Origin of the sequence: Actinoplanes lobatus, assembly GCF_014205215.1 — a bacterium.
In the GTDB taxonomy this organism is placed as follows: domain Bacteria; phylum Actinomycetota; class Actinomycetes; order Mycobacteriales; family Micromonosporaceae; genus Actinoplanes; species Actinoplanes lobatus.
This window is the reverse complement of record NZ_JACHNC010000001.1, coordinates 684878-706876: the sequence shown is the minus strand read 5'-3', so window position 1 is coordinate 706876 and position 21999 is coordinate 684878. Positions and strand designations below refer to the sequence as shown.

At 72.2% G+C, this 21999-nt stretch carries 22 protein-coding genes and 3 tRNA genes; 15 read left to right on the top strand and 10 right to left on the bottom strand.

The genetic code is table 11. The features are described 5' to 3' along the window. The first annotated feature begins 4 nt into the window (after positions 1-4). Complete coding sequence (locus tag BJ964_RS03075; RefSeq protein ID WP_188119246.1) at positions 5-1753, top strand: alpha/beta hydrolase; 1749 nt, start codon at positions 5-7, stop codon at positions 1751-1753. Between the two features lie 58 nt (positions 1754-1811). Here BJ964_RS03075 and BJ964_RS47730 read toward each other — a convergent pair whose 3' ends face one another. Continuing rightward, positions 1812-1934 (bottom strand): hypothetical protein, encoded by a 123-nt coding sequence (locus BJ964_RS47730; RefSeq protein ID WP_262479314.1) that lies wholly within the window; start codon positions 1932-1934, stop codon positions 1812-1814. Positions 1935-2025: 91 nt separating this feature from the next. On the opposite strand from BJ964_RS47730, the gene BJ964_RS03070 reads away from it, so the two are divergent. Continuing rightward, complete coding sequence (locus BJ964_RS03070; RefSeq protein WP_188119245.1) at positions 2026-2973, top strand: GlxA family transcriptional regulator; 948 nt, start codon at positions 2026-2028, stop codon at positions 2971-2973. A gap of 806 nt (positions 2974-3779) precedes the next feature. On the opposite strand, the gene BJ964_RS03065 is transcribed toward BJ964_RS03070, so the two are convergent. The 6 genes from BJ964_RS03065 to cbiE all read right to left on the bottom strand — a co-directional run bounded on the left by BJ964_RS03065 (position 3780) and on the right by cbiE (position 8545). Next, positions 3780-4514, bottom strand: a complete 735-nt coding sequence (locus tag BJ964_RS03065; RefSeq protein WP_188119244.1) for an SDR family oxidoreductase — start codon at positions 4512-4514, stop codon at positions 3780-3782. A 72-nt stretch (positions 4515-4586) separates the two neighbouring features. Further along, on the bottom strand, positions 4587-5207 hold the full coding sequence (locus tag BJ964_RS03060) for a hypothetical protein (protein WP_188119243.1): 621 nt from the start codon (positions 5205-5207) through the stop codon (positions 4587-4589). Continuing rightward, entirely contained in the window at positions 5204-5821 is a 618-nt protein-coding gene (locus BJ964_RS03055) for a hypothetical protein (protein ID WP_188119242.1), read from the bottom strand. Before BJ964_RS03055 ends, BJ964_RS03060 begins: the two co-directional genes overlap by 4 nt. A 53-nt stretch (positions 5822-5874) precedes the next feature. Then, complete coding sequence (locus BJ964_RS03050; protein ID WP_188119241.1) at positions 5875-6600, bottom strand: cobalt-precorrin-6A reductase; 726 nt, start codon at positions 6598-6600, stop codon at positions 5875-5877. Beyond that, positions 6597-7340, bottom strand: coding sequence for a precorrin-4 C(11)-methyltransferase (gene cobM, locus BJ964_RS03045; protein WP_188119240.1), 744 nt, complete (start codon positions 7338-7340; stop codon positions 6597-6599). The genes BJ964_RS03050 and cobM overlap by 4 nt, the downstream gene beginning before the upstream one ends. Continuing rightward, positions 7337-8545, bottom strand: a complete 1209-nt coding sequence (gene cbiE, locus BJ964_RS03040) for a precorrin-6y C5,15-methyltransferase (decarboxylating) subunit CbiE (RefSeq protein WP_188119239.1) — start codon at positions 8543-8545, stop codon at positions 7337-7339. Before cbiE ends, cobM begins: the two co-directional genes overlap by 4 nt. A 159-nt stretch (positions 8546-8704) precedes the next feature. Here cbiE and BJ964_RS03035 point away from each other — a divergent pair, with 159 nt between their 5' ends. The 3 genes from BJ964_RS03035 to BJ964_RS03025 are packed head-to-tail and all read left to right on the top strand — an operon-like array spanning position 8705 to position 11598. Next, complete coding sequence (locus BJ964_RS03035) at positions 8705-10303, top strand: ferredoxin reductase family protein (protein ID WP_188119238.1); 1599 nt, start codon at positions 8705-8707, stop codon at positions 10301-10303. Positions 10304-10328: 25 nt separating this feature from the next. After that, positions 10329-10838 carry an FMN-binding protein gene (locus BJ964_RS03030; protein WP_188119237.1) on the top strand — a complete coding sequence of 170 codons (510 nt, stop codon included), beginning with the start codon at positions 10329-10331 and terminating at the stop codon, positions 10836-10838. 31 nt (positions 10839-10869) lie between these two features. Then, complete coding sequence (locus tag BJ964_RS03025) at positions 10870-11598, top strand: FAD:protein FMN transferase (RefSeq protein WP_188126765.1); 729 nt, start codon at positions 10870-10872, stop codon at positions 11596-11598. Positions 11599-11607: 9 nt separating this feature from the next. Here the strand turns inward: BJ964_RS03025 and BJ964_RS03020 are convergent, their stop codons facing one another. Next, complete coding sequence (locus BJ964_RS03020; protein ID WP_223149816.1) at positions 11608-12183, bottom strand: GNAT family N-acetyltransferase; 576 nt, start codon at positions 12181-12183, stop codon at positions 11608-11610. A 124-nt stretch (positions 12184-12307) separates the two neighbouring features. Here BJ964_RS03020 and BJ964_RS03015 point away from each other — a divergent pair. The 8 genes from BJ964_RS03015 (at position 12308) to BJ964_RS02980 (ending at position 16921) form a co-directional block, all read left to right on the top strand. Beyond that, a tRNA-Gly gene (locus BJ964_RS03015) sits at positions 12308-12379 on the top strand. A 29-nt stretch (positions 12380-12408) separates the two neighbouring features. Then, a tRNA-Cys gene (locus tag BJ964_RS03010) sits at positions 12409-12479 on the top strand. 10 nt (positions 12480-12489) lie between these two features. Next, positions 12490-12564, top strand: a tRNA-Val gene (locus BJ964_RS03005). 582 nt (positions 12565-13146) lie between these two features. Next, a complete protein-coding gene (locus tag BJ964_RS03000; protein WP_188119235.1) occupies positions 13147-13653 on the top strand; it encodes a TlpA family protein disulfide reductase in 507 nt (168 codons plus the stop codon). Then, entirely contained in the window at positions 13650-15524 is a 1875-nt protein-coding gene (locus BJ964_RS02995; RefSeq protein WP_188119234.1) for an ABC transporter ATP-binding protein, read from the top strand. Before BJ964_RS03000 ends, BJ964_RS02995 begins: the two co-directional genes overlap by 4 nt. A 50-nt stretch (positions 15525-15574) precedes the next feature. Further along, positions 15575-15778 (top strand): hypothetical protein, encoded by a 204-nt coding sequence (locus tag BJ964_RS02990; RefSeq protein ID WP_188119233.1) that lies wholly within the window; start codon positions 15575-15577, stop codon positions 15776-15778. Positions 15779-15962: 184 nt separating this feature from the next. Beyond that, positions 15963-16379 carry a S26 family signal peptidase gene (locus tag BJ964_RS02985; protein WP_188119232.1) on the top strand — a complete coding sequence of 139 codons (417 nt, stop codon included), beginning with the start codon at positions 15963-15965 and terminating at the stop codon, positions 16377-16379. Between the two features lie 23 nt (positions 16380-16402). Beyond that, positions 16403-16921, top strand: a complete 519-nt coding sequence (locus BJ964_RS02980) for a MauE/DoxX family redox-associated membrane protein (RefSeq protein ID WP_188119231.1) — start codon at positions 16403-16405, stop codon at positions 16919-16921. 153 nt (positions 16922-17074) lie between these two features. Here the strand turns inward: BJ964_RS02980 and BJ964_RS47285 are convergent, their stop codons facing one another. After that, on the bottom strand, positions 17075-17902 hold the full coding sequence (locus BJ964_RS47285) for a glycosyltransferase family 2 protein (protein WP_203832892.1): 828 nt from the start codon (positions 17900-17902) through the stop codon (positions 17075-17077). Positions 17903-17941: 39 nt separating this feature from the next. Then, entirely contained in the window at positions 17942-20773 is a 2832-nt protein-coding gene (locus tag BJ964_RS02970) for an AfsR/SARP family transcriptional regulator (protein WP_188119230.1), read from the bottom strand. A 208-nt stretch (positions 20774-20981) separates the two neighbouring features. Between BJ964_RS02970 and BJ964_RS02965 the strand changes: the two genes are divergently transcribed. After that, a complete protein-coding gene (locus BJ964_RS02965; RefSeq protein ID WP_188119229.1) occupies positions 20982-21290 on the top strand; it encodes a hypothetical protein in 309 nt (102 codons plus the stop codon). Then, positions 21287-21982, top strand: coding sequence for a hypothetical protein (locus tag BJ964_RS02960; RefSeq protein ID WP_188119228.1), 696 nt, complete (start codon positions 21287-21289; stop codon positions 21980-21982). The genes BJ964_RS02965 and BJ964_RS02960 overlap by 4 nt, the downstream gene beginning before the upstream one ends. Positions 21983-21999 lie beyond the last annotated feature (17 nt).

Below are 21999 nucleotides of genomic sequence, written 5' to 3'. Positions count from 1 at the left end.
CTATATGCCATCGATTCGACCGCGCCTGCTCATCGCGGGCGTCCTGGCCGCCGCCGTCGCCACGACGGCGGCGGTCTCGGTGCCGGGAGCCGCGTCGGCCGCGCCCAAGTCCGCCACCACCAGCGCCGCCGAGAAGCGCCGCCTGGACCGGCTGCCCACGCCGAAGCTGGGCTGGTACAAGTGCTACCAGATCGCCGAGTGCGCCACCGTGAAGGTGCCGCTCGACTACGACAAGCCCAAGGGCGCCAAGACCGAGCTGGCCGTCGTACGCGTCAAGGCCAAGGACCAGAAGCGTAAGATCGGCAGTCTGTTCGTGAACCCGGGCGGCCCGGGCGGCTCGGCCGCCCAGTTCGCGCTCTTCGCGCCGGACTTCCTGAGCGACCCGGTCCTGGAGCGCTTCGACGTCGTCGGCGTCGACCCGCGCGGCATCGGGTTCAGCGCCAACATCAAGTGCTTCAAGTCGGTCAAGCAGCAGACCGCCGTCTTCAACAAGATGAACGTCGCGTTCCCGCTCGGATCGGCCGAGGAGAAGCGGTACATCGCCGGCGCCAAGGCCTTCGGCAAGGCCTGCTCCACCACCGGCAAGACCCTGGCCGGCGCGATGTCCACCGCCGAGGTGGCCCGCGACATGGAGCTGATGCGCCGCGCGGTCGGTGACAAGAAGCTGACCTACCTGGGTTTCAGCTACGGCACCGCGCTCGGGCAGTACTACGCCAACCTGTTCCCGGACCGGTTCCGCGCGATCGCCGTCGACGGCAACATCGACCCGCGGCAGTGGGTCGGCGCGGGCAGCAGCGGCAACCGGATCCTGGACGCCCGGATGCACTCGGCCGAGGGTGCGAGCCGTGCCCTGCGGGAGATCCTGATCCGCTGCGACAAGGCCGGTGAGGAGTACTGCGCGTTCGCCGCCGGCAACCCGGTCGCCAACTACGCGGCCATCGCCCGGAAGCTGCGGGCCAAGCCGCTGGTCGTCACCGACGAGTTCGGCACCTTCAAGATCACCTACGCGGACTTCGTCGGCGCCAGCCTCAGCTACCTCTACAGCACGTACGCCGGGGAGATGGTCACCCAGCTGGCCGCCGAGGTCGCCGCGCTGCAGGCCGGTGGCACCGCCGCGGCCGCCGCCGAGGTGTCGCTGCGCAAGCGGGTCCAGGCCGCCAAGGAGATCGGGTACGACTTCCCGTACGACAACTCCTTCGAGGCGCAGAGCGCGGTCATCTGCACCGACGGCAAGCACCCGAAGAACGCGAACGGCTGGCCGGTGGCGACCGCCTCCCGTGACCTCCAGGCGCCGTACTTCGGCCGGATCTGGGGCTGGCTCAGCGTCCAGTGCGCGAGCGGCACCTGGACCGTACGGGACGAGGACGCCTACCGCGGCCCGTTCAACAAGCGGACCAAGGCGACCGTCCTGGTGGTCGGCAACTACTGGGACCCGGCCACCAACTACGCCGCGTCCGTGTCGTCGAGCCGGCTGCTGCCCAACTCGCGGCTGGTGACCAGCGACAACTGGGGGCACACGGCGTACGGCACGGGCGTCTGCGCGACCGCCGCCGTCGACCGCTACCTGCTGACCGGCAAGGTGCCGGCCAAGGGCACGGTCTGCAAGGCCGTGCACCAGCCGTTCACCGAGAAGCTGGGGACCGGCGAGGATCCGGGCGAGGAGCTGTCGATCAAGTCGGCCGTGACGCCGGGCAAGACACTGCCGCCGGTGGTGGCCCCGAAGCCGGTCTCGGTCCTGACCGGGGGTCGCTGATCTCCGCCGCCGGGCCGGTGTTCGTGGGCGGTCCGGCGGCGCTGTGACGGGCGCCGGGTCATGCGGCCCGGCGCCCGCCGTCAGTGGGCTTCCAGTCGGCGCTGTCGTGGCTGTCCGCGGTGAGCCCGGTGACCGAAGCGATCAATAGCAGGACGAAGAAGACAAGCATCGCGATTTCCATACATCAAGGGTCGCGCCGTTCCGGCCGCCGGAACAGTGGCAGGAATGCCATACATCTTCAAGATGCTGCCAACCTCGGGTACCGTGGCCACATGTTGAGAAGCGTCGCTGTGATCGCCCTGCCCGAGGTGGCGGTCTTCGAGCTCGGCGTGCTCTGCGAGCTGTTCGGCTACGACCGCACCGCCGAGGGCCTGCCCGGTTACGACTTCCACGTGTGCGGGGTCGGCGGCGCCCCGGTGCGCACCCACGCCGGCTTCAGCATGACCCCGGAGTTCGACCTCACCCCGGCCGAAACCGCCGACCTGGTCGCGATCGCCCCCAACGACATGCGCGAGGTGCCGTCCGAGGTGCTCGACGTGCTGCGCCGAGCCCACGAGCGCGGCGCCTGGGTGATGAGCGTCTGCACCGGCGCGTTCACGCTCGGCGAGGCCGGTCTGCTCGACGACCGCCGCTGCACCACACACTGGCGCCACACCGACGACCTGGCCGCCCGCTACCCGCGGGCCAAGGTCGACCCGGGCGTCCTCTACGTGGTCGACGACAACATCGTCACCAGCGCCGGGACGGCCGCGGCCATCGACTGCGGCATCCACCTGATCCGCGAGGAACAGGGCTCGGCGGTGGCCGCCCAGATCGCCCGCCGTATGGTGGTGCCGCCACACCGCGACGGCGGCCAGGCCCAGTTCATCCAGACGCCGGTGCCGCCGATCTCCTGCGAAACCCTCCAGCCGCTGCTCAGCCACGTACTGGAGACCCTCGACCACCCGCACACCGTGGACACCCTGGCCGACCTCGTCCACATGGCCCCGCGCACCTTCGCCCGCCGCTTCCGCGCCGAGACCGGCGCCACCCCGCACGACTGGCTGACCGCACAGCGCGTGCTGCTCGCCCGCCGGCTGCTGGAGGACACCGACCTCGGCATCGACGCGATCGCCGCGAAGGCCGGCTTCGGCAGCGCCCAGACGCTGCGGCACCACTTCACCCAGCGCCTGAGCACCACCCCGCAGGGCTACCGGAACACCTTCAAGACCAAGAGCTAGAGAACCTCGGTGGTCGAGGTCCGCTTTCCGCTTCCGCTTCCTTTTCTCGTACGCGTGTCGCCGTCCCGTTCCCATTCGTCCCGTTCCGCCCGCTCGGCCCTTCTCGCTGCCCGCTCCAGCCTGTGCTGCCCCCGCCGGGCGTAGATCGGTCGGCCACCCCCGCATGTGCCGCCACTCGCGCCGGGCGGGTGGTTGCGGTTTGTCCTTGCAGGCATTGATGTAGATCTTGGTTAATCGTCACCGAACGCGCGATCTTGCGCCATTGTGGCCATCCGGGAGTCTCCTTCTTGGGCGTTCGCGGTTCTACGTCAAGCGCCCGGTCGGGCGAACCACCAAATGGGGGCGCCGTCCGCCGCGCTAGGCGGAAATGGGGCTTTCGCCGGAAACAGGCGCCCGTTTCGCCCGCTTTATCCGCCGCTGTTGTGCGATCTTGAACGATTTGCCACCCGAGGCGGTGGTAGATCGTTCAAGATCGCTCCAGGTGGCGCGTCCTGCTGGCGAGGGATTGCGGATTCGGCCGTGGGCAGTCCCGTGCCTGGGAAGCAAGAGCGGGACCACCGCACGGGGCGACCGGCGCTACGGCAGCGGGCAACCCGGGAGCCCGGCCGGCAACAGCGCGACCACCCACCCGGCGGGACCGAAAGCAGCGGGTGGCAGGCGCCCGGGCACCGATCTCCGCCCGGCGGGCGCGGCACAGGCCGGAGCGGGCAGTAGGCGCGCGCCGACCGGACGGGACGGCCCTGATCAGGAGGGGGCGAGGACACGCGTACCGGAAGAAGGAGCCGGAAGCGCCACTCGTACCTTGATCACAAAAGCTCTCTTGCGGCCCGCCATTCCGCCAGCGTGGTCGGCGCCAGGTCGGCGGACGGTCCCGCCACCAGGGCGTCCACCGGGATGTCCGCGCCGAAGAACGGCCGGCCGTCGCTGGTCACGTGCTGTCCCGGGGCGGCGAGCAGGCGGCCGATCTCGTCCAGGGCGAACACCTCCGGCCCGGCCATCTCGACGGTCCCGTTCACCGGCGCCGCACCGGCCAGCCCGGCGAGACGAGCGACCAGATCGGACAGTGCGATCGGCTGCACCCGCACCGGCGCCAGCCGGATCTCGTCGCCGTCGGTGTTCGCCTGCATCAGCACGTCGAGGAACTCGAAGAACTGCGCGGCCCGGACGATGGTGAACGGCAGCCCGCCCGCCTGGACGGCCGCCTCCTGGGCCAGTTTCGCCCGGTAGTACGCCAGGTCCGAGGCCTTCTCCAGCCCGATGATCGACAGGGTCACGAGATGCCGTACCCCGGCTTCGCGCCCGGCCGCCGTCAGGTTCTCCGACGAGACCCGGAAGAACTCCGCCGCCTCCTCCCGGGCCGGCGGATTGGTGACGTCGAAGACCACGTCCGCGCCGGTGAGGGCCTCTTTCAGGCCGGCCCCGGTGAAGGCGTCGACCCCGGTCGACCGGGATGCCGGCGCCGCCTCATGGCCGTCCTTGCGCAGCGCTTCCACCAGCAGTCGCCCGGTCTGGCCGGTGCCGCCCACCACTACGATCCGCATCGCGTTTCTCCCTGTCTCGGTGTCGATTACCCAGATAGGACGAGGCAGCCGCTCACCATGTGACAGCCCGGTTCAGCGGCGGGGTAACTCGCTCTGGGCGGCGCTGAGCCAGTCGAGGGCGTATTCGAGTTCGGTGGCGGCGCCCCGGCGGCGGTGCGAGCGATGGTCGCGGGCCGCGGCGGCGCAGGTCTCGATCCGGCGGCGCAGGGCGGCGTACAGGTAGGGGTCGTCGATCGGCGCCCGCCCGGGATGCGTGTCCCGGTCCCACCGGCGGCGGAGCCGGCGCAGCACCGCCACGGCGGCCAGTGCCGCCCAGAGCCCGGCGACCGCCACCACGGCCAGCGGAACCGGCCGGACCGCGGCCGCCCCGCCCGCCCACAGCAGCCCGCCCGCCACACCGGCCCCGGCGACCGCACCGAGCAGGACCGCGACCGGATCAGCGGGGCCGCCCACCGGGAACCGCCGCGCGGCCCGCACCCGGCGCCGGGCCTGCGCGAGCCGGGCGAAGACCACCTGATCCGGCCGGTCCGCCGACCAGTCCCGGCTCTGCGCGTCGGTGATCACCGCGTCCAGGTCCCGCTCGATGTGCCGCAATCTCGGCACGACGGTCCCGGAGAACGGATCGTTGCGCGCCCGCAGCCGCCGGAAGACCCGCTCGTTCATGCCGGCGGCCCCGCGCGGTCGCTCGCTCATGGCATGTCCTTCCGCAGGTCGCCGAGGTGGCGGTCCAGGCAGTCGATCGCCTGGCAGAGCAGCAGGTCGGCGTGGGCGAGGCGCCGGACCACCGGATCGGTGCGAACGGCCCGCCGCAGGTGGGGCACCGTCCAGTGATCCGCCCCGGCCCGCCGCAGCGCCGCCGACACGAGCCGCACCCGGGCGCGCAGGAGCTGTTCCGGAACCTCGGTGAGGGTGGCCGCGCCCCGAACCGGGGGCGGCGCCGGGCCCAGCCGGTGGCGGCCCAGCGCGACGCGGATGTGGCGGCCCGCCCACGGTCCGGCGGCCAGTGTGCCGAGCAGGGCCGTGCCCGACACCGCGAGCATTCCGGCCACGCCGAGCCCCAGCGCTTCGGCGACCGCCGCGGCGAGGATCACCACCACGAACGTCACCGCGGTCACGGCCACCACCCACACCGGGGTGGCGATCATCCCGGCGGCCTCGACCAGGACGCCGTCGAGCGAGGTCAGCCGGGTGCACGCGGAGCGGAGCCAGACCTGACCGGCGCCGGCCGCGTCGCCGACCTCGGCCAGCCCGTCCGCGACCAGCGCGCGCACGGCGGTGAGTTCGGCATGCAGGGCGCGGCCAGACATGCTACGAGCCTCGCATCGCGACGGCGGCCGCGCAGCTCCCGGAGTGTCGTGTTTCAGCGTCCCAGGGTTTGCAGCCAGATCACCGCGCCGTCCGCTGTGGGCACCACGGGAGCGGCCGGCGCCGGCGGCCGGTCCACCATGAGCACGGGTACGCCCAGCTCACGGGCCGCCACCAGCTTCGCTTTCGAGCCGCCACTGTCCTTCGTGACCAGTACCCCGATGTGGTGCCGGGTGAGCAGATCGTGTTCGCCGTCGACGGTGAACGGGCCCCGGTCGAGCAGCACCTCCAGGTTCCGCGGCGTCACCCCCGTGGGTGGCTCGACCGACCGGGCCAGGAACCAGCATCCGTCCAGCCCGGCGAAGGCCGCGATGCCCTGCCGCCCGGTGGTGAGGAAGACCCGCCGCCCGAGCCGGGGCAGCAGCGCGGCGGCGGCGTCCAGCGACGCGACCCGGTGCCACTCGTCGCCCGGACCGGCGGTCCAGCCCGGACGTCGCACGACCAGCAGGGGTACGCCCACCGCCGCGCACGCGAGCACCGCGTGGCCGCTCATCGTCGCCGCGAACGGATGGGTGGCGTCGACCACCACGTCGACGTCCGTGTCCCGCAGGTAGCCGGCCAGCCCGTCCACCCCGCCGAATCCGCCGATCCGGAGTTCTCCGGCGGGGCGCAGCGGATCGGTGGTGCGCCCGGCCAGCGAGGTGATCACCGTGTGCTCGGCGTCGACCAGCCCGGCCAGCCGTCGCGCCTCGGTGGTCCCGCCCAGCAGCAGGATCCTCATGACCGGCAGCGGTCCGCCGAGTACAGGTGGCTGTCCGGGAACTGCCCGGCGGTGAGTGCCGCGCCCACCACGATCACGGCTGTCCTTCGTACCCCCGCGTCCTTGACCTTGGCCGCGATGTCGGCGAGCGTGCCGCGCAGCACGACCTCGTCGGGCCGGGAGGCCCGCGCCACCACCGCGACCGGGCAGTCCGGCCCGTAGTTGCCGGTCAGTTCGGCCACCACCGCGTCGATCCGCTGGACCGCGAGGTGCAGCACCATGGTCGACCGGCTGGCGCCGAGGGTGGCCAGGTCCTCGCCGGGCGGCATGGCGGTGGCCCGTTCCGCGGTCCGGGTGAGGATCACCGTCTGCGCCACCCCGGGAACGGTGAACTCGCGGCCGAGGGCGGCGGCGGCCGCGGCGAAGGCGGGCACCCCGGGTGTCACGTCGTAGGGCACTCCGGCCGTGTCGAGGCGGCGCATCTGCTCGGCGACCGCGCTGAACACCGACGGATCGCCGGAGTGCAGCCGGGCCACGTCCTGCCCGGCCTCGTGCGCTGCCACCATCTCGGCGACGATCTGGTCCAGGTTCAGGTCCCGGGTGTCAATCTTGCGGGCGCCCGGCGGACAGGCCTCCAGCAGTTCGGCCGGGACCAGGCTGCCGGCGTAGAGACAGACCGGCGACGACGCGATCAGCCGGTGGCCGCGCAACGTGATCAGGTCGGCGGCGCCCGGCCCGGCCCCGATGAAGTGGACGGTCATCGCGTCACCGACCAGATCGTCACCGGCATGAACGAGCGCCAGCCGGTGAACCCGCCGACCGGCGAGCCGCGCTGCACGGTGATCCGGCTCAGCTCGCCGCCGAGTTTCGCGTACGCGGCCGCCAGCACCGCCTCCGACTCGACCGTCACCGCGTTCGCCACGAGCCGCCCGCCGGGGCGCAGCGCGGCCAGGCAACGGTCCAGTACGCCGTCGCGGGTCAATCCGCCTCCTATGAAGATCGTGTCCGGTTCCGGCAGCCCGTCGAGAGCCTCCGGTGCCCGGCCGTGCACCACGCGCAGACCGGGGACGCCGAGGTTCGCCGCGTTCGCCGTGACGGTGGCCGCCCGTTCGGCCGACGACTCGACCGCGATCGCCCGGCAGGACGGGTGCGCGCGCATCCACTCGATGCCGATGCTGCCCGAGCCGGCGCCCACGTCCCACAGCAGCCGGCCCGGCGCGGGGGCGAGCGCGGCCAGCGTGACGGCCCGTACCTCACGCTTGGTGAGCTGCCCGTCGCCCCGGTAGCGGTCGTCCGGCAGGCCGGGGACGATCGGCAGCTCCGGCCCGTCGCCGCACTCGACGGCGACGATGTTGAGCGGGTCGCCCTCCGGCAGCGCCCAGCCGTCCGCGGCGCCGGTCATGGCCCGCTCGCCCGGCCCGCCGAGTTGCTCCAGGACGGTCATCGACGCGGTGCCGTGGCCGCGGTCGGCGAGCAGCGCCGCGACCGCCGCCGGGGTGGCCGCGCCCGCGGAGAGCACCAGGATCCGGCGGCCGGGATTGATCAGCCGGCCGAGCGTCTCGACCGGGGCTGTGACCAGGCTCACCACGTCGACGGCGGCCAGGTCCCAGCCGAGGCGGGCCGCGGCCAGCGACACCGACGACGGGTGCGGCACCACCCGGATCCGGTCCGCGCCGAACAGACGGACCAGTGTGGAGCCGATGCCGTGGAACATCGGGTCGCCGCTGGCCAGCACGCACACCCGCCGCCCGCGCTCCGCCCCGATCAGCCCGGGCAGGGCCGGCACCAGCGGAGACGGCCATGGGACGCGACGCGCGGCGACGAGCTCACCGGGGAGCAGATCGAGCTGCCGGGCGGCGCCGAGGACCACCTCGGCGGACGTCAGGGCGCTCCGCGCCGTACCGGAAAGCCCGGGCCACCCGCCGGCGCCGACGCCGATCACGGTGACCACGTCCTGGTGTTCCATGCCCTGAACCTAGCGCCCGGGATTTTTCGCGTTCTCGTTGAGCCAACCGGGCGTGATGCGCGTACGACACTGTGACGGCTTCTGATGCGGACCGGGGCCGTCACGTCGGCCGCATGGGGTGGCAGGCGCCGCGAGACGACTGCTGAGCAGGTGAGGACGTTGACCATTCCGGCCTACCGGGATCAGCGCGAGATCCCCGACGACGACGGGTACTTCGCCGGGCTGCGCTCCGACGACCGCCCGGGCTGGGACAACCCGTCCATGCCCCCGTGGCCGGACACCCCCCAGTACGACGCCGCACCGGCCCAGCCCCAGTACGGCCAGCCCTACAACACCCCGGACGGGTTCCGCCGCGGCGAGGTCACCGAGGTCTCGATGACCGACCCGACCGGCTGGAAGGCCGGCACCGGTGTCCCGGTCGTCGACGACCGGCCGCCCGGCGAGTCGACCAGCGGCAACCGGCTCTTCACCGTCCTGCTGTTCTTCTCCGGTCTGGGCACCAGCATCGCGCTCTGGCTGTTCAACACGCGGGCCGGCGCGGTCAGCGACACCGCGAGCACGATGATCGCGGCCGGCCGGGTGACCGGGCTGATCGGCGGCTACCTGCTCTTCGTCCAGCTGCTGATGATGAGCCGGGTGTCCTGGCTGGAGGAGTGGGTCGGCTCCCGCGACCTGCTGCGCTGGCACCGCTGGCTGGGCACCTCGCTGCTGGCCGCGGTGGTCGCGCACATCGTCTTCATCGTCTACGGCTACGCCCTCACCGCCGGCACCGGCGTCGTCGACCAGGGCTGGACCGTGATCACCACGTTCCCCGAGATGATCAGCGCCACCATCGCCACCGGGCTGCTCGTCTTCATCGCCCTGATCTCGGTCCGGTTCATCCGCAACCGGCTCAACTACGAGCTCTGGCACCTGGTCCACCTGACCAGCTACGGCGTCCTGCTGCTCGGGTACGGCCACCAGATCGCGGCCGGCGCCGACATGAGCGGCCGGTACGCCTCGGTGTTCTGGCCGGCGCTCGGCTGCATCACCATCGCCGCCCTGTTCTGGGGCCGCATCGTCGAGCCGGTCTGGCTGAACGCGCGGCACCGGTTCACCGTGGCCGAGGTGGTCGCCGAGGGCGCCAACACGTTCTCGATCTACATCGAGGGCAAGCGGCTCGACAAGCTCCCGGTGCAGGCCGGCCAGTTCATGCGCTGGCGGTTCCTGACCGCGAACGGCTGGTGGCAGTCCCACCCGTTCTCCCTGTCGGCCGCCCCGAACTCGCAGTGGCTGCGGCTCACCGTCACCATCGCCGGCGGCCACACCCGCAAGCTGGCCACCATGAGCCCCGGCACGCCGATCTGGGCGGAGGGCCCGTTCGGGACGTTCACCGCCGAACGGCGTACCCGGCGGCGGGCCCTGCTGATCGCCGGCGGCAGCGGCATCGCCCCGATCCGCGCCCTGCTCGAGGACATGCCGCCGGACACCATCGTGATCTACCGGGCCAGCCGTCCGGACGAGCTGGTCTTCCGCACCGAGCTGGAGGAACTGGCCGAGGAGCGGGACGCCTGGGTGCGCTACATCGTCGGCGGCCGCAACGACCCGGGCCCGCGCCGGCTGTTCACCCCCGACGGGCTGCGCGGCCTGGTCCCCGACGTGAACCGCCGCGACGTCTACCTGTGCGGCCCTCCCGGGCTGGTCAATGCCGCCGTCGACACGCTCAAGGAGCTCGACGTGCCGGACAGCCAGCTGCACCTGGACCCGTTCGAGTTCTGACCCCTATCGACTGGGAGTTTTCGCGATGCGACGTAGTACCGCAGCAGCCGTCGGCACCCTCACCGGCGCGGCCCTGATCCTCGGGGTCCGCCTGAGCGTGCAACCGCCGGCCGTCCCGGTGTCCGCCGCCGCGCCGGACGACGCGGGCGGAGAGCCTGAGGACGCCGCCGCCGAGTCGACCGCCGAACCGGACCCGAGCACCACCAAGAAGCCGTCCGGCAAGAAGACCAGCGCCCCGGCGGCCGACGAGAAGGCCGGGCTCAAGGCCGGCACCTACAAGGGCAAGGCCGTGCAGAACCAGTACGGCACGATGCAGGTCACCATCAAGATCAGTGGCGGCAAGATCACCGCGGCGGACTCGACCTTCCCGACCGACGGGTTCTCCGGCACGATCAACCCGAAGGCCGTACAGACCCTGTCGGCGGCCACCCTCAAGGCACAGAGCGCCGACGTCGACGCCGTCTCCGGGGCCACCTTCACCAGCCAGTCCTACGTCACGTCCCTCCAGGCGGCGCTGGACAAAGCCGGAGCGTAGGGTTCGGACCGTGCGCCACGCGGAGCAGGTCATGGGTACGGTCGTCAGCATCGAACTGGCCGACGACCTGCCACCGGCCCGGCTCACCGAGCTCGTCGGCGCGACGTGCGCCTGGCTGCACGAGGTCGACGCCCGGTTCAGCACCTACAAGGACGACAGCGAGGTGTGCCGGTTCCGCTCCGGCGCGCTCCGGCTCGAGGACTGCTCCGCCGACCTGCGTCACGTCCTGGACCGCTGCGCCGACCTGTGGCGTGACACCGACGGCTACTTCGACGCGTACGCGAGCGGTCCCCTCGACCCGTCCGGCTACGTCAAGGGCTGGTCAGTGGAGGTGGCCTCACAACGCCTCGCCGCCGCCGGCTCGGTCCGGCACTACATCGGCGCGGGCGGCGACATCCGGATGCGCGGCGCCGGCCCCGGCGGCCGCCCCTGGCGGGTCGGCGTCCGCCACCCCTGGGAGGCGGACAAGCTCGCCTGGGTCCTCTCGCTGACCGACGGCGCGGTGGCCACTTCCGGGACGTACGAGCGCGGCGCCCACGTCTGGAACCCGGTGGCCGGGCGCCCCGCCAGCGGCCTCTGCTCGGTCACCGTGGTCGGCCCCGACCTGGCCGTCGCCGACGCCTACGCGACCGCCGCCCTGGCGATGGGCGAGCCGGGCCTGTCCTGGCTGGCCAAGCGGGTCGCGGACGGCTACGAGTCCGCCGCGGTCACCGACGACGGTCGCGCTTTCACGTCCGCCAACCTGCCGATCGCCCCCTGACCCGCGGGTTCACGGTCGTTCTGCTCCCGGCCACGGTCCGGGGGTCTGGGGCTGCGTGGCCGCGGGTTTCGTCTCGGTGCGGTGGATGCGCATGCCGCGGGCCTGGTAGTTGGCGAGGGCGGCCGGGCCGTCGAGGCTGCACGTGTTCACCGTGACGCGGCGGACCGGAGGCAGGCCGGGGTGGCGTTCCGGGAGGGTCCAGGCGTGCCGGAGGGCGACCGTGAGCAGATGGCCGCCGATGCCCTGGCCGGCGAAACACGGCAGCAGCCCGAAGTAGGCGATATCCACCTCGCCGGGGGAGTGGCCGTCCAGCTCGGCGTAGCCGGCCGGAGTGCCGCGGACCGACGCCACCCAGGTCTCCACTCCGGGCCGGTCCAGGAAGTCCTGCCACTGCTGCCAGGTCCAAGGCAGCCGGTCCGACCAGAACCAGTCGCCACCGACGGCGGTGTAGAGGTAGCGGTTGAGCTCGGGGCTGGGCAGCTCGGCGCGGGTGATGGTCACCGGGGTCGCGGGCTGCCCGGCCGGGCGCAGCAGGGCGGGGTCGTCCTGCTCCAGGTACCAGGTCGTGATCTCCACGCCGCACATCATGTCCTGTCGTGTTCCGGCTGGTCAGACCCGGATCGCGACACGCGGGGGACCCCCGGTTTGGAGGTGGTGGTGGGGTTCGGATAAAGTTCTGTCGTCGCCGGGGGAAACGCCGGAGGGCAACGCGGAAGTGGCGCAGTGGTAGCGCATCACCTTGCCAAGGTGAGGGTCGCGGGTTCGAATCCCGTCTTCCGCTCGGAGTGGCTTGCCACTGGAGGCCACCTCGGTGGAGTGGCCGAGAGGCGAGGCAACGGCCTGCAAAGCCGTGTACACGGGTTCAAATCCCGTCTCCACCTCGCATTACCAGGGCGATTGGCGCAGCGGGAGCGCGCTTCCTTGACACGGAAGAGGTCACTGGTTCGATCCCAGTATCGCCCACCAGAGTTTATGCAGTTGAACGGCCCGTCACCGATTTATCGGTAACGGGCCGTTGTTGTTTTGCTGCTTACATTGGGAGCAGCTTGGGAGCGCAAGATCGTTTCATGATCCAGCTCCCAGCTATCCGGGTGAATCGCGTGCCGAGGATGGGTCGACGCCGCCGTTGTGCCTGCGGGCTTGAGCAACTTCGGGAATGTCGTCTTCGATCAGCCACGTCTTGTGGGTGTGGCGCAGATCGTGCAGGTGCCTGACAGGGCTGAGGCCGATTCGCCGTCCGCGACGGTTTCACGCATGAGCAGGCTCAATAGACCTATGACGCTTGCGACGCCGCTGTCGGCCTATTTCGTGCGGCGATTTCCGTTCATTCGAGACAGGCCCTTTCGTCAAAGGCCCGGCGGCCCTGGGTGACACGTTGCCAGGTATGACTCGGCCCCATGAGGGAAGCCGATATCGAACCGCGTCGACGGGCGGTGGTGAGAGCGAATGGAGAGCCGACGTAGAGTCGCGGTGCCTAACGTGAGAGACTCTCGACCGGTTGTTGATCATCTGTACGGGGGAAAACAGGTGGCGGTTCTCTACGTTCTAATGGCCCTCTTCGGTGCGCTCACTCTGCTCAACCTGCTGCTCACTCTCGGCATCATCCGGCGTCTGCGCCAGCGCCCGGCGACCGGCTCGGCCACGTACCCGGGCGTGCTGCCGTCCGGCTCGCCGGTCGGCGACTTCGCCGCCCGCGACCTGCGGCAGCAGCCGCTGTCCCGGGCCGATCTCGACGGCCGTACGCTCGTCGGCTTCTTCTCGCCCGGCTGCGATGCCTGCAGCGAGCAATTGCCGGCTTTCGTGGCCGCCGCACGGTCGGCGGCCTTCGGCCCGCAGCGCTCCTGGGCGGTCGTGACGGGCGACGCCGAGTCGGCGTCGCAGTACCTGCCGTCGCTGGAGCCGGTCGCGCGGGTGGTCCTGCAGAACGAGGACGACTCGCTGCTCTCGGCGTTCTCGGTGCAAGCCTTCCCCTCCTTCTTCGTGGTGGACGCCACCGGCCGCGTCGTGGCCGGCGGCGTCGCTGTGGACGACCTGCCCGTCGCGGCGGCCGCATGAGCGGCGCTGACTCCGGCGCCCGGGGCACCCTCGCCCTGCTGAAGGCCGCCTTCGCGCTGGCCTGGCAGGCCTCCCGATGGCTGCTCGCGGCGCGGATCGGCGTCGCGCTGGCCGGTGGCCTGGCCCCGGTGGCGGCGGCCTGGATGACAAAGCTGCTGCTGGACCTGCTGGTCGACGGCGGTACGACCAGGGCGGTGCTGGCCGTGGTGCTGGCGCTGGCGGTGACCACCCTTGCCGGCGCGCTGCTGCCGGCGGTCGGCAACTTCGTCGACGCCGAACTGAGCCGGCGCACCCAGCTCGCCGGGCGTGCGCAGCTCTACCGGGCGATCGGCGGCTTCGGTGGGCTCGGCCGCTTCGAGGATCCGGACTTCCAGGACCGCCTGCAACTGGCCGTCTCCGACGGTCCGGCGACCCCCGCCCAGGTCACCGCGAACGGGCTGACCATCGCGCAGTCCGCCGTCACGATCGTCGGCTTCGTCGCCGCGCTGGCGAGCATGGCCCCCTGGATGGCGGTGGTGGTGACCGTCGCGGCGATCCCGACCGTCCGGGCCGAGCTGACCCTGTCGCGGGCCCGGGCGGCGATGATGCTGCAACTCGGGCACGCCAGCCGGCGCGAACTGTTCTACGCGGATCTGATCTCGTCGGTCACCGCGGCCAAGGAGGTCCGCATCTACGGGCTCAGCGACCTGTTCGCCGTCCGGATGACGACCGAGCTGCGGAAGATCAACCGGGGGATGCGCGGGCTGGACCTGCGAGAGCTGCGGATGCAGTCGGCACTGACCGGGCTCGGCGCTGTGGTGGCCGGCGGCGGACTGGTGTGGGCGGCGCTCTCCGCCCGCTCGGGCCGGCTGGGCGTCGGCGACATCGTGGTCTTCGCGGCTGCGACCGCCGGGGTGCAGAACCTGCTCGCCTCGATCATCGGCAACGTCGCGCGTACCCATCAGGCGCTGTTGATCTTCACGCACTTCCAGCAGGTGGTGCGGGCGCCGGCCGACCTGGCGCCGCTGGAGGGCCTGCCGGTGCTGCCCGTGCCGTCGCTGCGGGACGCCATCGAGCTGCGCGACGTCTGGTTCCGCTACGGCCCGTCGCTGCCCTGGATCCTTCGGGGCGTCAACCTCACCATCCGGGCCGGCCGGGCGACGGCGTTGGTCGGGCTCAACGGCGCGGGCAAGAGCACGATCGTCAAACTGCTGTGCCGGCTCTACGACCCGACCCGTGGCGCGGTGCTGTGGGACGGCGTCGATCTGCGCCGGTTCCCGGTCGAGGAGCTGCGCGAGCGCCTGGGCGCCGTCTTCCAGGACTTCATGTCGTACGACCTGAGTGCGGCCGAGAACATCGGGCTCGGCGACGTCGCCCGCCTCGACGACCGCCCGGCGATCGAGGCCACCGCCGAGCGAGCCGGCTGCCACCTGACCGTCGAGAAGCTGCCTCGCGGCTACGACACCCTGCTGACCAGATTCTTCTCCCCGGACGAGGTGCTCGAGGAGAAGGCGTCGAGTGGCGTGCAGCTCTCCGGCGGGCAGTGGCAGCGACTGGCGCTGGCGCGCGCGTTCATGCGCGCCGACCGGGACCTGCTGATCCTGGACGAGCCGAGCGCCGGACTGGACGCCGACGCCGAGCACGAGGTCCACACCCGGCTGCGGGCGCTGCGCGAGGGATCCACCAGCGTTCTCATCTCGCACCGGCTGAGCACCGTACGCGACGCCGACACCATCGCCGTGCTGTCCGGCGGGGTGGTCACCGAGCTGGGCGACCACGACACCCTCCTGGCGGCCGGTGGCACCTACGCCGGGCTCTTCACCTTGCAGGCGTCCGGCTACACCGCATCGCCGGATGCGCGCGCAGAACTTCACCCGTCGACCGGCGGGTGAGACATGCCGGCCGGTAACCCACCGGCTGGTACACACGAGGGAGCAAACAGATGAGCATGTTCGGCAAGCTCGCCGACCGCCTGCTGGCGATGGTGGCGCCCACGACGGAGGCCGAAGCGGCCTGCGTCCTGATCAGCACGGTGCGTACCCCGGCGGGCTACTGCGCCGGCGCCGACGGCGTCGTCCGGTACAAGATCACCAGGAACTACGACTCGTGCGCGCCGAAGGTGACCTACAGCTGCACGGGCAAGTAGACGCCCGGGTTCACCCGTCGATCGGCGGGTGAGAAGCGCCGGGGAAGTGACAGTCGAGCATGATTGTCCGCTCGTGACGGTGGCTGCGGTCACCTACGTCACCTGCGACTGCTCCGCGTAGGGTGTTGTTCCTGCCGCCGGGTGTTACTCGGCGGCAGGACTTCTCGCGAGACGGAGGACCGCGATGCTGATCGCCGTTGCCGCGGTGCTCGCGCTGGCCGGGGCCGGTGCACTGTGGATTCGAAACGCCGTACTCGTGGCCGTCGTCCGTGGCCCGAGCATGCAGCCGACCTATCGCGACGGCGACCGGCTGATCGCCCGCCGCCGGCGATCGACCGCGCCCCGGCGCGGGGATGTGGTGGTGTTCCGCAATCCGCGTCCGCACGGGGTGCCGGGATCCTCCGACGGGCCGGTGCTGGTCAAGCGGGTCGCGGCGGTCGCGGACGACGCGGCCCCGGACGAGATGGCCGCCGCCGTCGTGCCGCACGGCCACGTCGCGGTGATCGGCGACAATCGGGCGCAGAGCCTGGACTCGCGGCATCTGGGCTTCATCCCGATCGCCAACATCCTCGCCACGGTCGTCCGCCGCATCGGCGACTGACCCCGCAGAGAACGGAATCCGGCGTGCACTACCTCGACCTCGCCTGCCGGGCCCTGCTGACGACGGTCTTCGTCGTGGCGGTGGCCGGCAAGGTCCGCCCGGCGGCCTTCGCCGCCTTCACCGGCTCGCTCCGGCCGATCCGGTGGATTCCCCGGCATGCCCGGCGTCCCCTGGCGGCGGCCACCGTGCTCGCCGAGGCCACCAGCGTGGTCCTGCTGTGGATTCCGCCCGCCGTCCCGGCCGGCTATCTGCTCAGCGCGCTCACCCTTGCCGCCTTCACCGCCACCCTGGCCGTCAACCTGCGGCAGGGCGCGACCTTGCGCTGCCGGTGTTTCGGATACGACGCCGGGCCCGTCCGGGGCAGCCACATCGCCCGCAATCTGGTTCTGGTGGCCGTCGCCGCGCTCGGGCTGGTCGCAGCCGTCACGGCCGATCCGGCCGCCACCGTGGCGGCCGTGGCCATCGCACTGGCGGCCGGCGCGGTCGCCGGTCTGCTCGTCACGCGCTGGGACGACCTGGCGTACGTCCTCGGCGGCTCCTGACCGGCCGCCACCCGTACCCGGCTATCGGCGACCCGGTCGTCACGCGATCCGCCGACGTCGCAACGTTGCCGCCGGCCGGCACCCCCGGTGTCCGTCGCGCCCAGCATGATGAACATTTGGGTCAGCTCGTCATGGGCTGGCCCTTTGACGTTCTCAGGGCCGGTTCGCGGCCTGCAACTGGTCGACCAGGACCCGGCAGAAATTCTCGTAGCAGACCCCGACCATGAGGCGGCTCAGCGCGTCGTTCGCCTGCGACGACTCCGGTGTGCCCGGGAACATCTCGCGCAACAGGGCGAACGTGTCGACCGCCTGCTGGAGCTGTTCGGCCGCCGTGCAGTCACGGCCCAGGTCGAGCAGCGTACGGGCGATCTGCCGCGGGTCGGCGGCCGGTCCCTGGGCGATGAGCTCGTCGAGGGTGAGTTTGCCGAGGGCGACATTGCGGTCGGCGCGGCGGATCCGGTCGGCGTAGGTGGCGTGGCCGAGGTGGTGCAGCCGCAGCGTGGCCGCGGGCACGGTGCCCTGGTCCGGGGGCTCGGAGCCGGGCCCGGCCAGCCGTTCGTGCACCCGGCCGGTCCAGGAGAGCGAGCCGGGCCGGTAGAGCCGCGTCTCGAACTGGGTGTGGGCACCGGCGTGGTGCGCTCCGTCGACCTGTACCAGGAGGGCGTCCGTGGTGGCCTCGGCGAGCAGCCGCCGCAGCGCGCCGGGGTCGGCCGTCACCCGGTGGTCGGCGTCGACGGCGAGGATCCAGGTCGCCGGGCAGCCCTGCTGTGCCTCGTTGCGGGCGGCCGAGAAGTCGTCGTGCCAGCCGCCGTGGGTGACGGTGGCGCCGTGCCGGGCGGCTACCGCCGGAGTGCCGTCGGTGGAGCCGGTGTCGTGCACGTGGATCTGGTCGACCACGCCTGCGAGCGACTCCAGGCAGGCGGGCAGCATCGCGGCCTCGTTCTTGACGATCAGTACCGCGGCCAGCAGTGGCCCGGCCATGAACATCTGTTCGGCAGGCCGGGCCGCGACCTGAGCGGTTCAGCCGCTGCGAACGGGCAGGCGGCCGTACGGACGGGCGGGTCCGTGGCTCAGCCTGGCGCGGACCTGTTCGGCGCGGGGGTGGCCGAGTTCGTCCAGGACGTCCAGCGCGTGCCGCCAGTGGGTGTGCGCGGTGTCGATGTCGCCGACGGTCCGGCAGGTGTCGCCCAGGTTCATGGCCGTCTCGGCCTGCTGGTACCGGTCGTCGAGGTCGCGGAACAGGTCGAGCGCATGCTGGTAGCACTCGGTGGCCCGCTGGTGGTGGCCGAGGTGGAGGTGGATGTAGCCGAGGCTGTCCCAGGTGGCGGCGGTGCCGTGGCGGTCGCCGAGTTCCTGGTGCAGGGCCAGGGCCCGTTGGCAGTAGGTGAGGGCCTGCTGGTGGTCGTCGAGGTGTGCGTGGTGCCACCCGATGGCGTTGAGCGCGGTGGCCTGCCCGCTGCGGTGGCCGGCGGCCTGGTAGAGGGCGAGGGCCCGCTCGTCGTGGGGGAGGGCCTGCCGGTGTTCGCCCTGTTGTGCCCAGACCCGGGCGAGGGTGCGGCGGCTGAGTGCCTGTCCGGCGAGGTCACCGAGCTCACCGAACAGTCCGAGGGCATGGTCGAGGTGGGTGTGGGCGTCGTCGTGGCGACCGAACCAGGTGTACGCCACGGCGAGGCCCCGGTGGGCGTGGGCCTGTGCGTGCCGGTCGGCCATGCGCCTGGTCGCCCGCAGTGCGGCGGTGTAGGTCGCGGCGTGGTCGTACCAGTGCCCACGCCGGTTGAAGTAGGTGGTCAGCGCCCACGCGAGGTGCCAGATGTGCGTGTCGATCCCGGCGTCGGCGGCCCGGTCGACGGTGGCGAGCAGCGCGGCGTGCTCGGCGGTGAACCAGGCCAGCGCCTCGTTGTGGTCGGCGAACTCCTCCGGTGTGGTCCCGGTCGGCGGCGGGCCGGGGATGATCGGATCGCGGTGCGGGGCGAGCAGCCGGTCCGCGGCGTGCGCGGTGTGCAGGTAGTGGCCGAGCACGCGGCGCAGCGCCGCGTGCCGTTCACCGGCGGGGTCCGCGCAGTCCGCGCCGGCCTGTTCTGCCGCGAACAACCGGACCAGGTCGTGCATGCGGTAGCGGCCGGACACCGGCTCGTTGAGCAGGTGCGCGGCGATGAGCCGGCGCAGCAGGACGCGGGCGGCGGCCGGCGGCAGGCCGGCGAGACTCGCGGCGGCGGGCAGGCCGATGTCCGGGCCCGGCGCGAGGCCGAGCAGCCCGAACATCCGCGCGGCGTCCCGCGGCAGGGCGGTGGACGAGCACGACAGCACGGTACGGAGACTCACCGCCAGCTCGCCGCCGTCCAGCGCGTCCAGCCGGGTGGTGGTCTCGTGCAGTTCGGCGGCCGGCGCCGCGAGCGGCAGGTCGGGGCGGACCGAGGCGCGGGCGGCGACGACACCCAGTGCCAGCGGCAGACCCGCGCAATGCCGGAGGAGCGCGGTGACCGCCTCGGGTTCGGCGGCGACCCGGTCGGCGCCGAGGTGGCCGGTGAGGAGTTGCCGGGCATCGGCCTCGGGCAGCACGTCGAGCGGGAGCGGCCGGGCGCCGTGTTCGGTGATCAGGCTGGTGAGCTGGTGGCGGCTGGTGACGAGGACCGTGCCGGTGGCGGGTACCAGCGGGATCACCTGGGCGCTGTCGCGGGCGTTGTCCAGGACGATCAGGATCCGGCGGTCCGCGACGAGGCTGCGGTACAGCGCGGCCTGCGTGGTGGGGTCGGGCGGGATGGCCTCGGGTGACACCCCGAGCGCGTCGAGGAACCCGCGTACGGCCACGGCGGGAGGCACCGGGTCGATGGCCGGGTCGAACCCGCGCAGGTTCACGTAGAGCTGCCCGTCGGGGAAGCACGGCAGGTTGTCGTACGCCCACCGCAGCGCCAGCCAGGTCTTCCCGATGCCGCCGGTGCCGTCGATCACCGAGATCGTCACCGCGCCGCCGCCCTGATCGGACCCGGAGTCCACCGTGGCGGTCAGTTCGGCCAGCTCGACGGTCCGGCCGGTGAACGCGCGCGGCGGCGCGGGGAGCTGGCGCGGTACCGGAGCACGCGCCACGGTCGCCGCCGGCCGCCGGGCCCGCGGCGGGACGGTCAGGGCCGGGTCGGCGGTCAGGACCCGCCGGTGCAGGTCGTGCAGCGGTGGGCTCGGGTCGATGCCCAGATCGTCGGCGAGGTGCCGCCGGATCCGCTGGTAACACGCCAGCGCGTCGCCCCGCCTGCCGGCCCGGTACAGGGCCAGCATCAGCTGACCGGCGACGCGTTCGTCCAGCGGGTGCGCGGCGGCGCATGCCGGCAGCTCGCCCAGCAGTTCCGCGTGCCGGCCGCAACGGAGCGCGACCTCGTTGCGGTCCAGTTCGGCGGCCCATCGGGCCATCTCCAGCCCGTCCCGGACCGCGGTGAGCCACGGCGTGCCGGACGTGGCCAGGGGCGATCCGCGCCAGAGCGCGAGCGCCCGGGTGAGCAGCGCCACGGCGGTCTCGTCGTCGGCCGTGCGGGCCTGCGCGACGAGGTGCCGGAACCGGTGCACGTCCACCGTGCCGGGATCCGCCGTGAGCACGTAGCCGCCGGGCCGCCGGGCGATGGTCACGTCCTCGGTGGCCAGGACCTTCCGGAGCCGGGACAGGTAGCTGTAGAGCGTGCCGCGTGCCCGCTGGGGCGGATGGTCGCCCCACACCCGCTCCAGAAGCCGGTCCACCGGCACGACCCGGTTCGTGTCCAGAAGCAGGGCCACGAGCACGGAGCGCTGCTGGACGTGGCCGATGTCGACCGGGTGGCCGTCGATGCGTACCTCGAGGTCGCCGAGCAGACGGAACTCCACAGCCATCTCGACCACCGCCTCAGTGCCAGCGCCCCCGGTACGTCCCTACCGCTCAGCCTGGCCCGTGCGGCGCCCATTGTTCAACGCTCTGTCACCGACCCGATCCTGGGATGCCCTGACCGGCGGATTCAAGGATTCGCCAACGTTCGCCCAGGGTCGGCCGCCCATCCTCGGGAGGTCTTGTCACCCATCCCAACCCACGGAAGGCCGGTTCATGACAGACCAGCTCAACCAGACCCTCGTCGGCGTGCTCGAGATCGACGGCAAGCAGCAGGCGTTCGAGGCCAGCACGTTCACCCTGCGGGTCAGCGAGGCCGGCGACGCCCGCAAAGCCGATGGGGCGACGCAGGTGACCGAGTCGTTCTCGATCTCGGGTGGCACCCTCGTCACCTCGGTGACGGTCCGGTCCGGAGGCACCACGACCACCACGACCACCACCAGCGACGACCGCGGCACCACGACGACCACGACGACGACCGACGAGAACGGCACGTCGACCTCAATCAAGATCACAAAGAAATGAGTACGCCGACGAAGAGCACCACCCCAGGTGGCGCCGCGGCCGAGCGACACGAGCGCGACGTGCTGGCGATCCTCACGGAGCTTCGCGAGGAAAGACGGGTCGTCGATGCCGTCATCGACGTCGCGTTCGAGCTGACACTCCGGCGCGGCGAGACGACCAGGAGCGCGCGGCCCGACTTCGTGACGTGGTCCCGGTCGGTCGTCGCGTCGGCACGCAGCGGCAAGGATCCCGCTGCCGACTGGAGCGAGGCGCTCGACACCCTGCTGGACGGTTACCTGGCGATCGCCGGCGCGGCCGACACGACCGCCGCGACGGTCACCGACCGCGTCACGGCGCTCGACGAACGGCTCGGCGGGTCACTCACCGCCCCCGAGCAGCACATCGCCGACCTCGTGGCCGGCGTGCTGATCGGCAGCGTGTCGATGTGGTCCGATCCCGACGGCGCCGCGAAGAAGGCCGGCGGGGGAATCGACAAGTCCCAGGTGGCCCGCGCGGACGTGATGGGAGCGATCACCGGCGCGGCCGGGGCCGCCGCGGCCACCTGGTGGAGCGGACCGGTGAGCGGCGGCGCCGTCGCCAGCGGCACCGTGACGGGTGCGGTGCTGGGGTCGGCCGTCGACATGGTGATGCAGGACAACGCCAACGACGCGATCGAGGACGCGGAGCCGGAGGGCGGCCGCGTCGGGCCGTGAACACGTGATGATGGGTC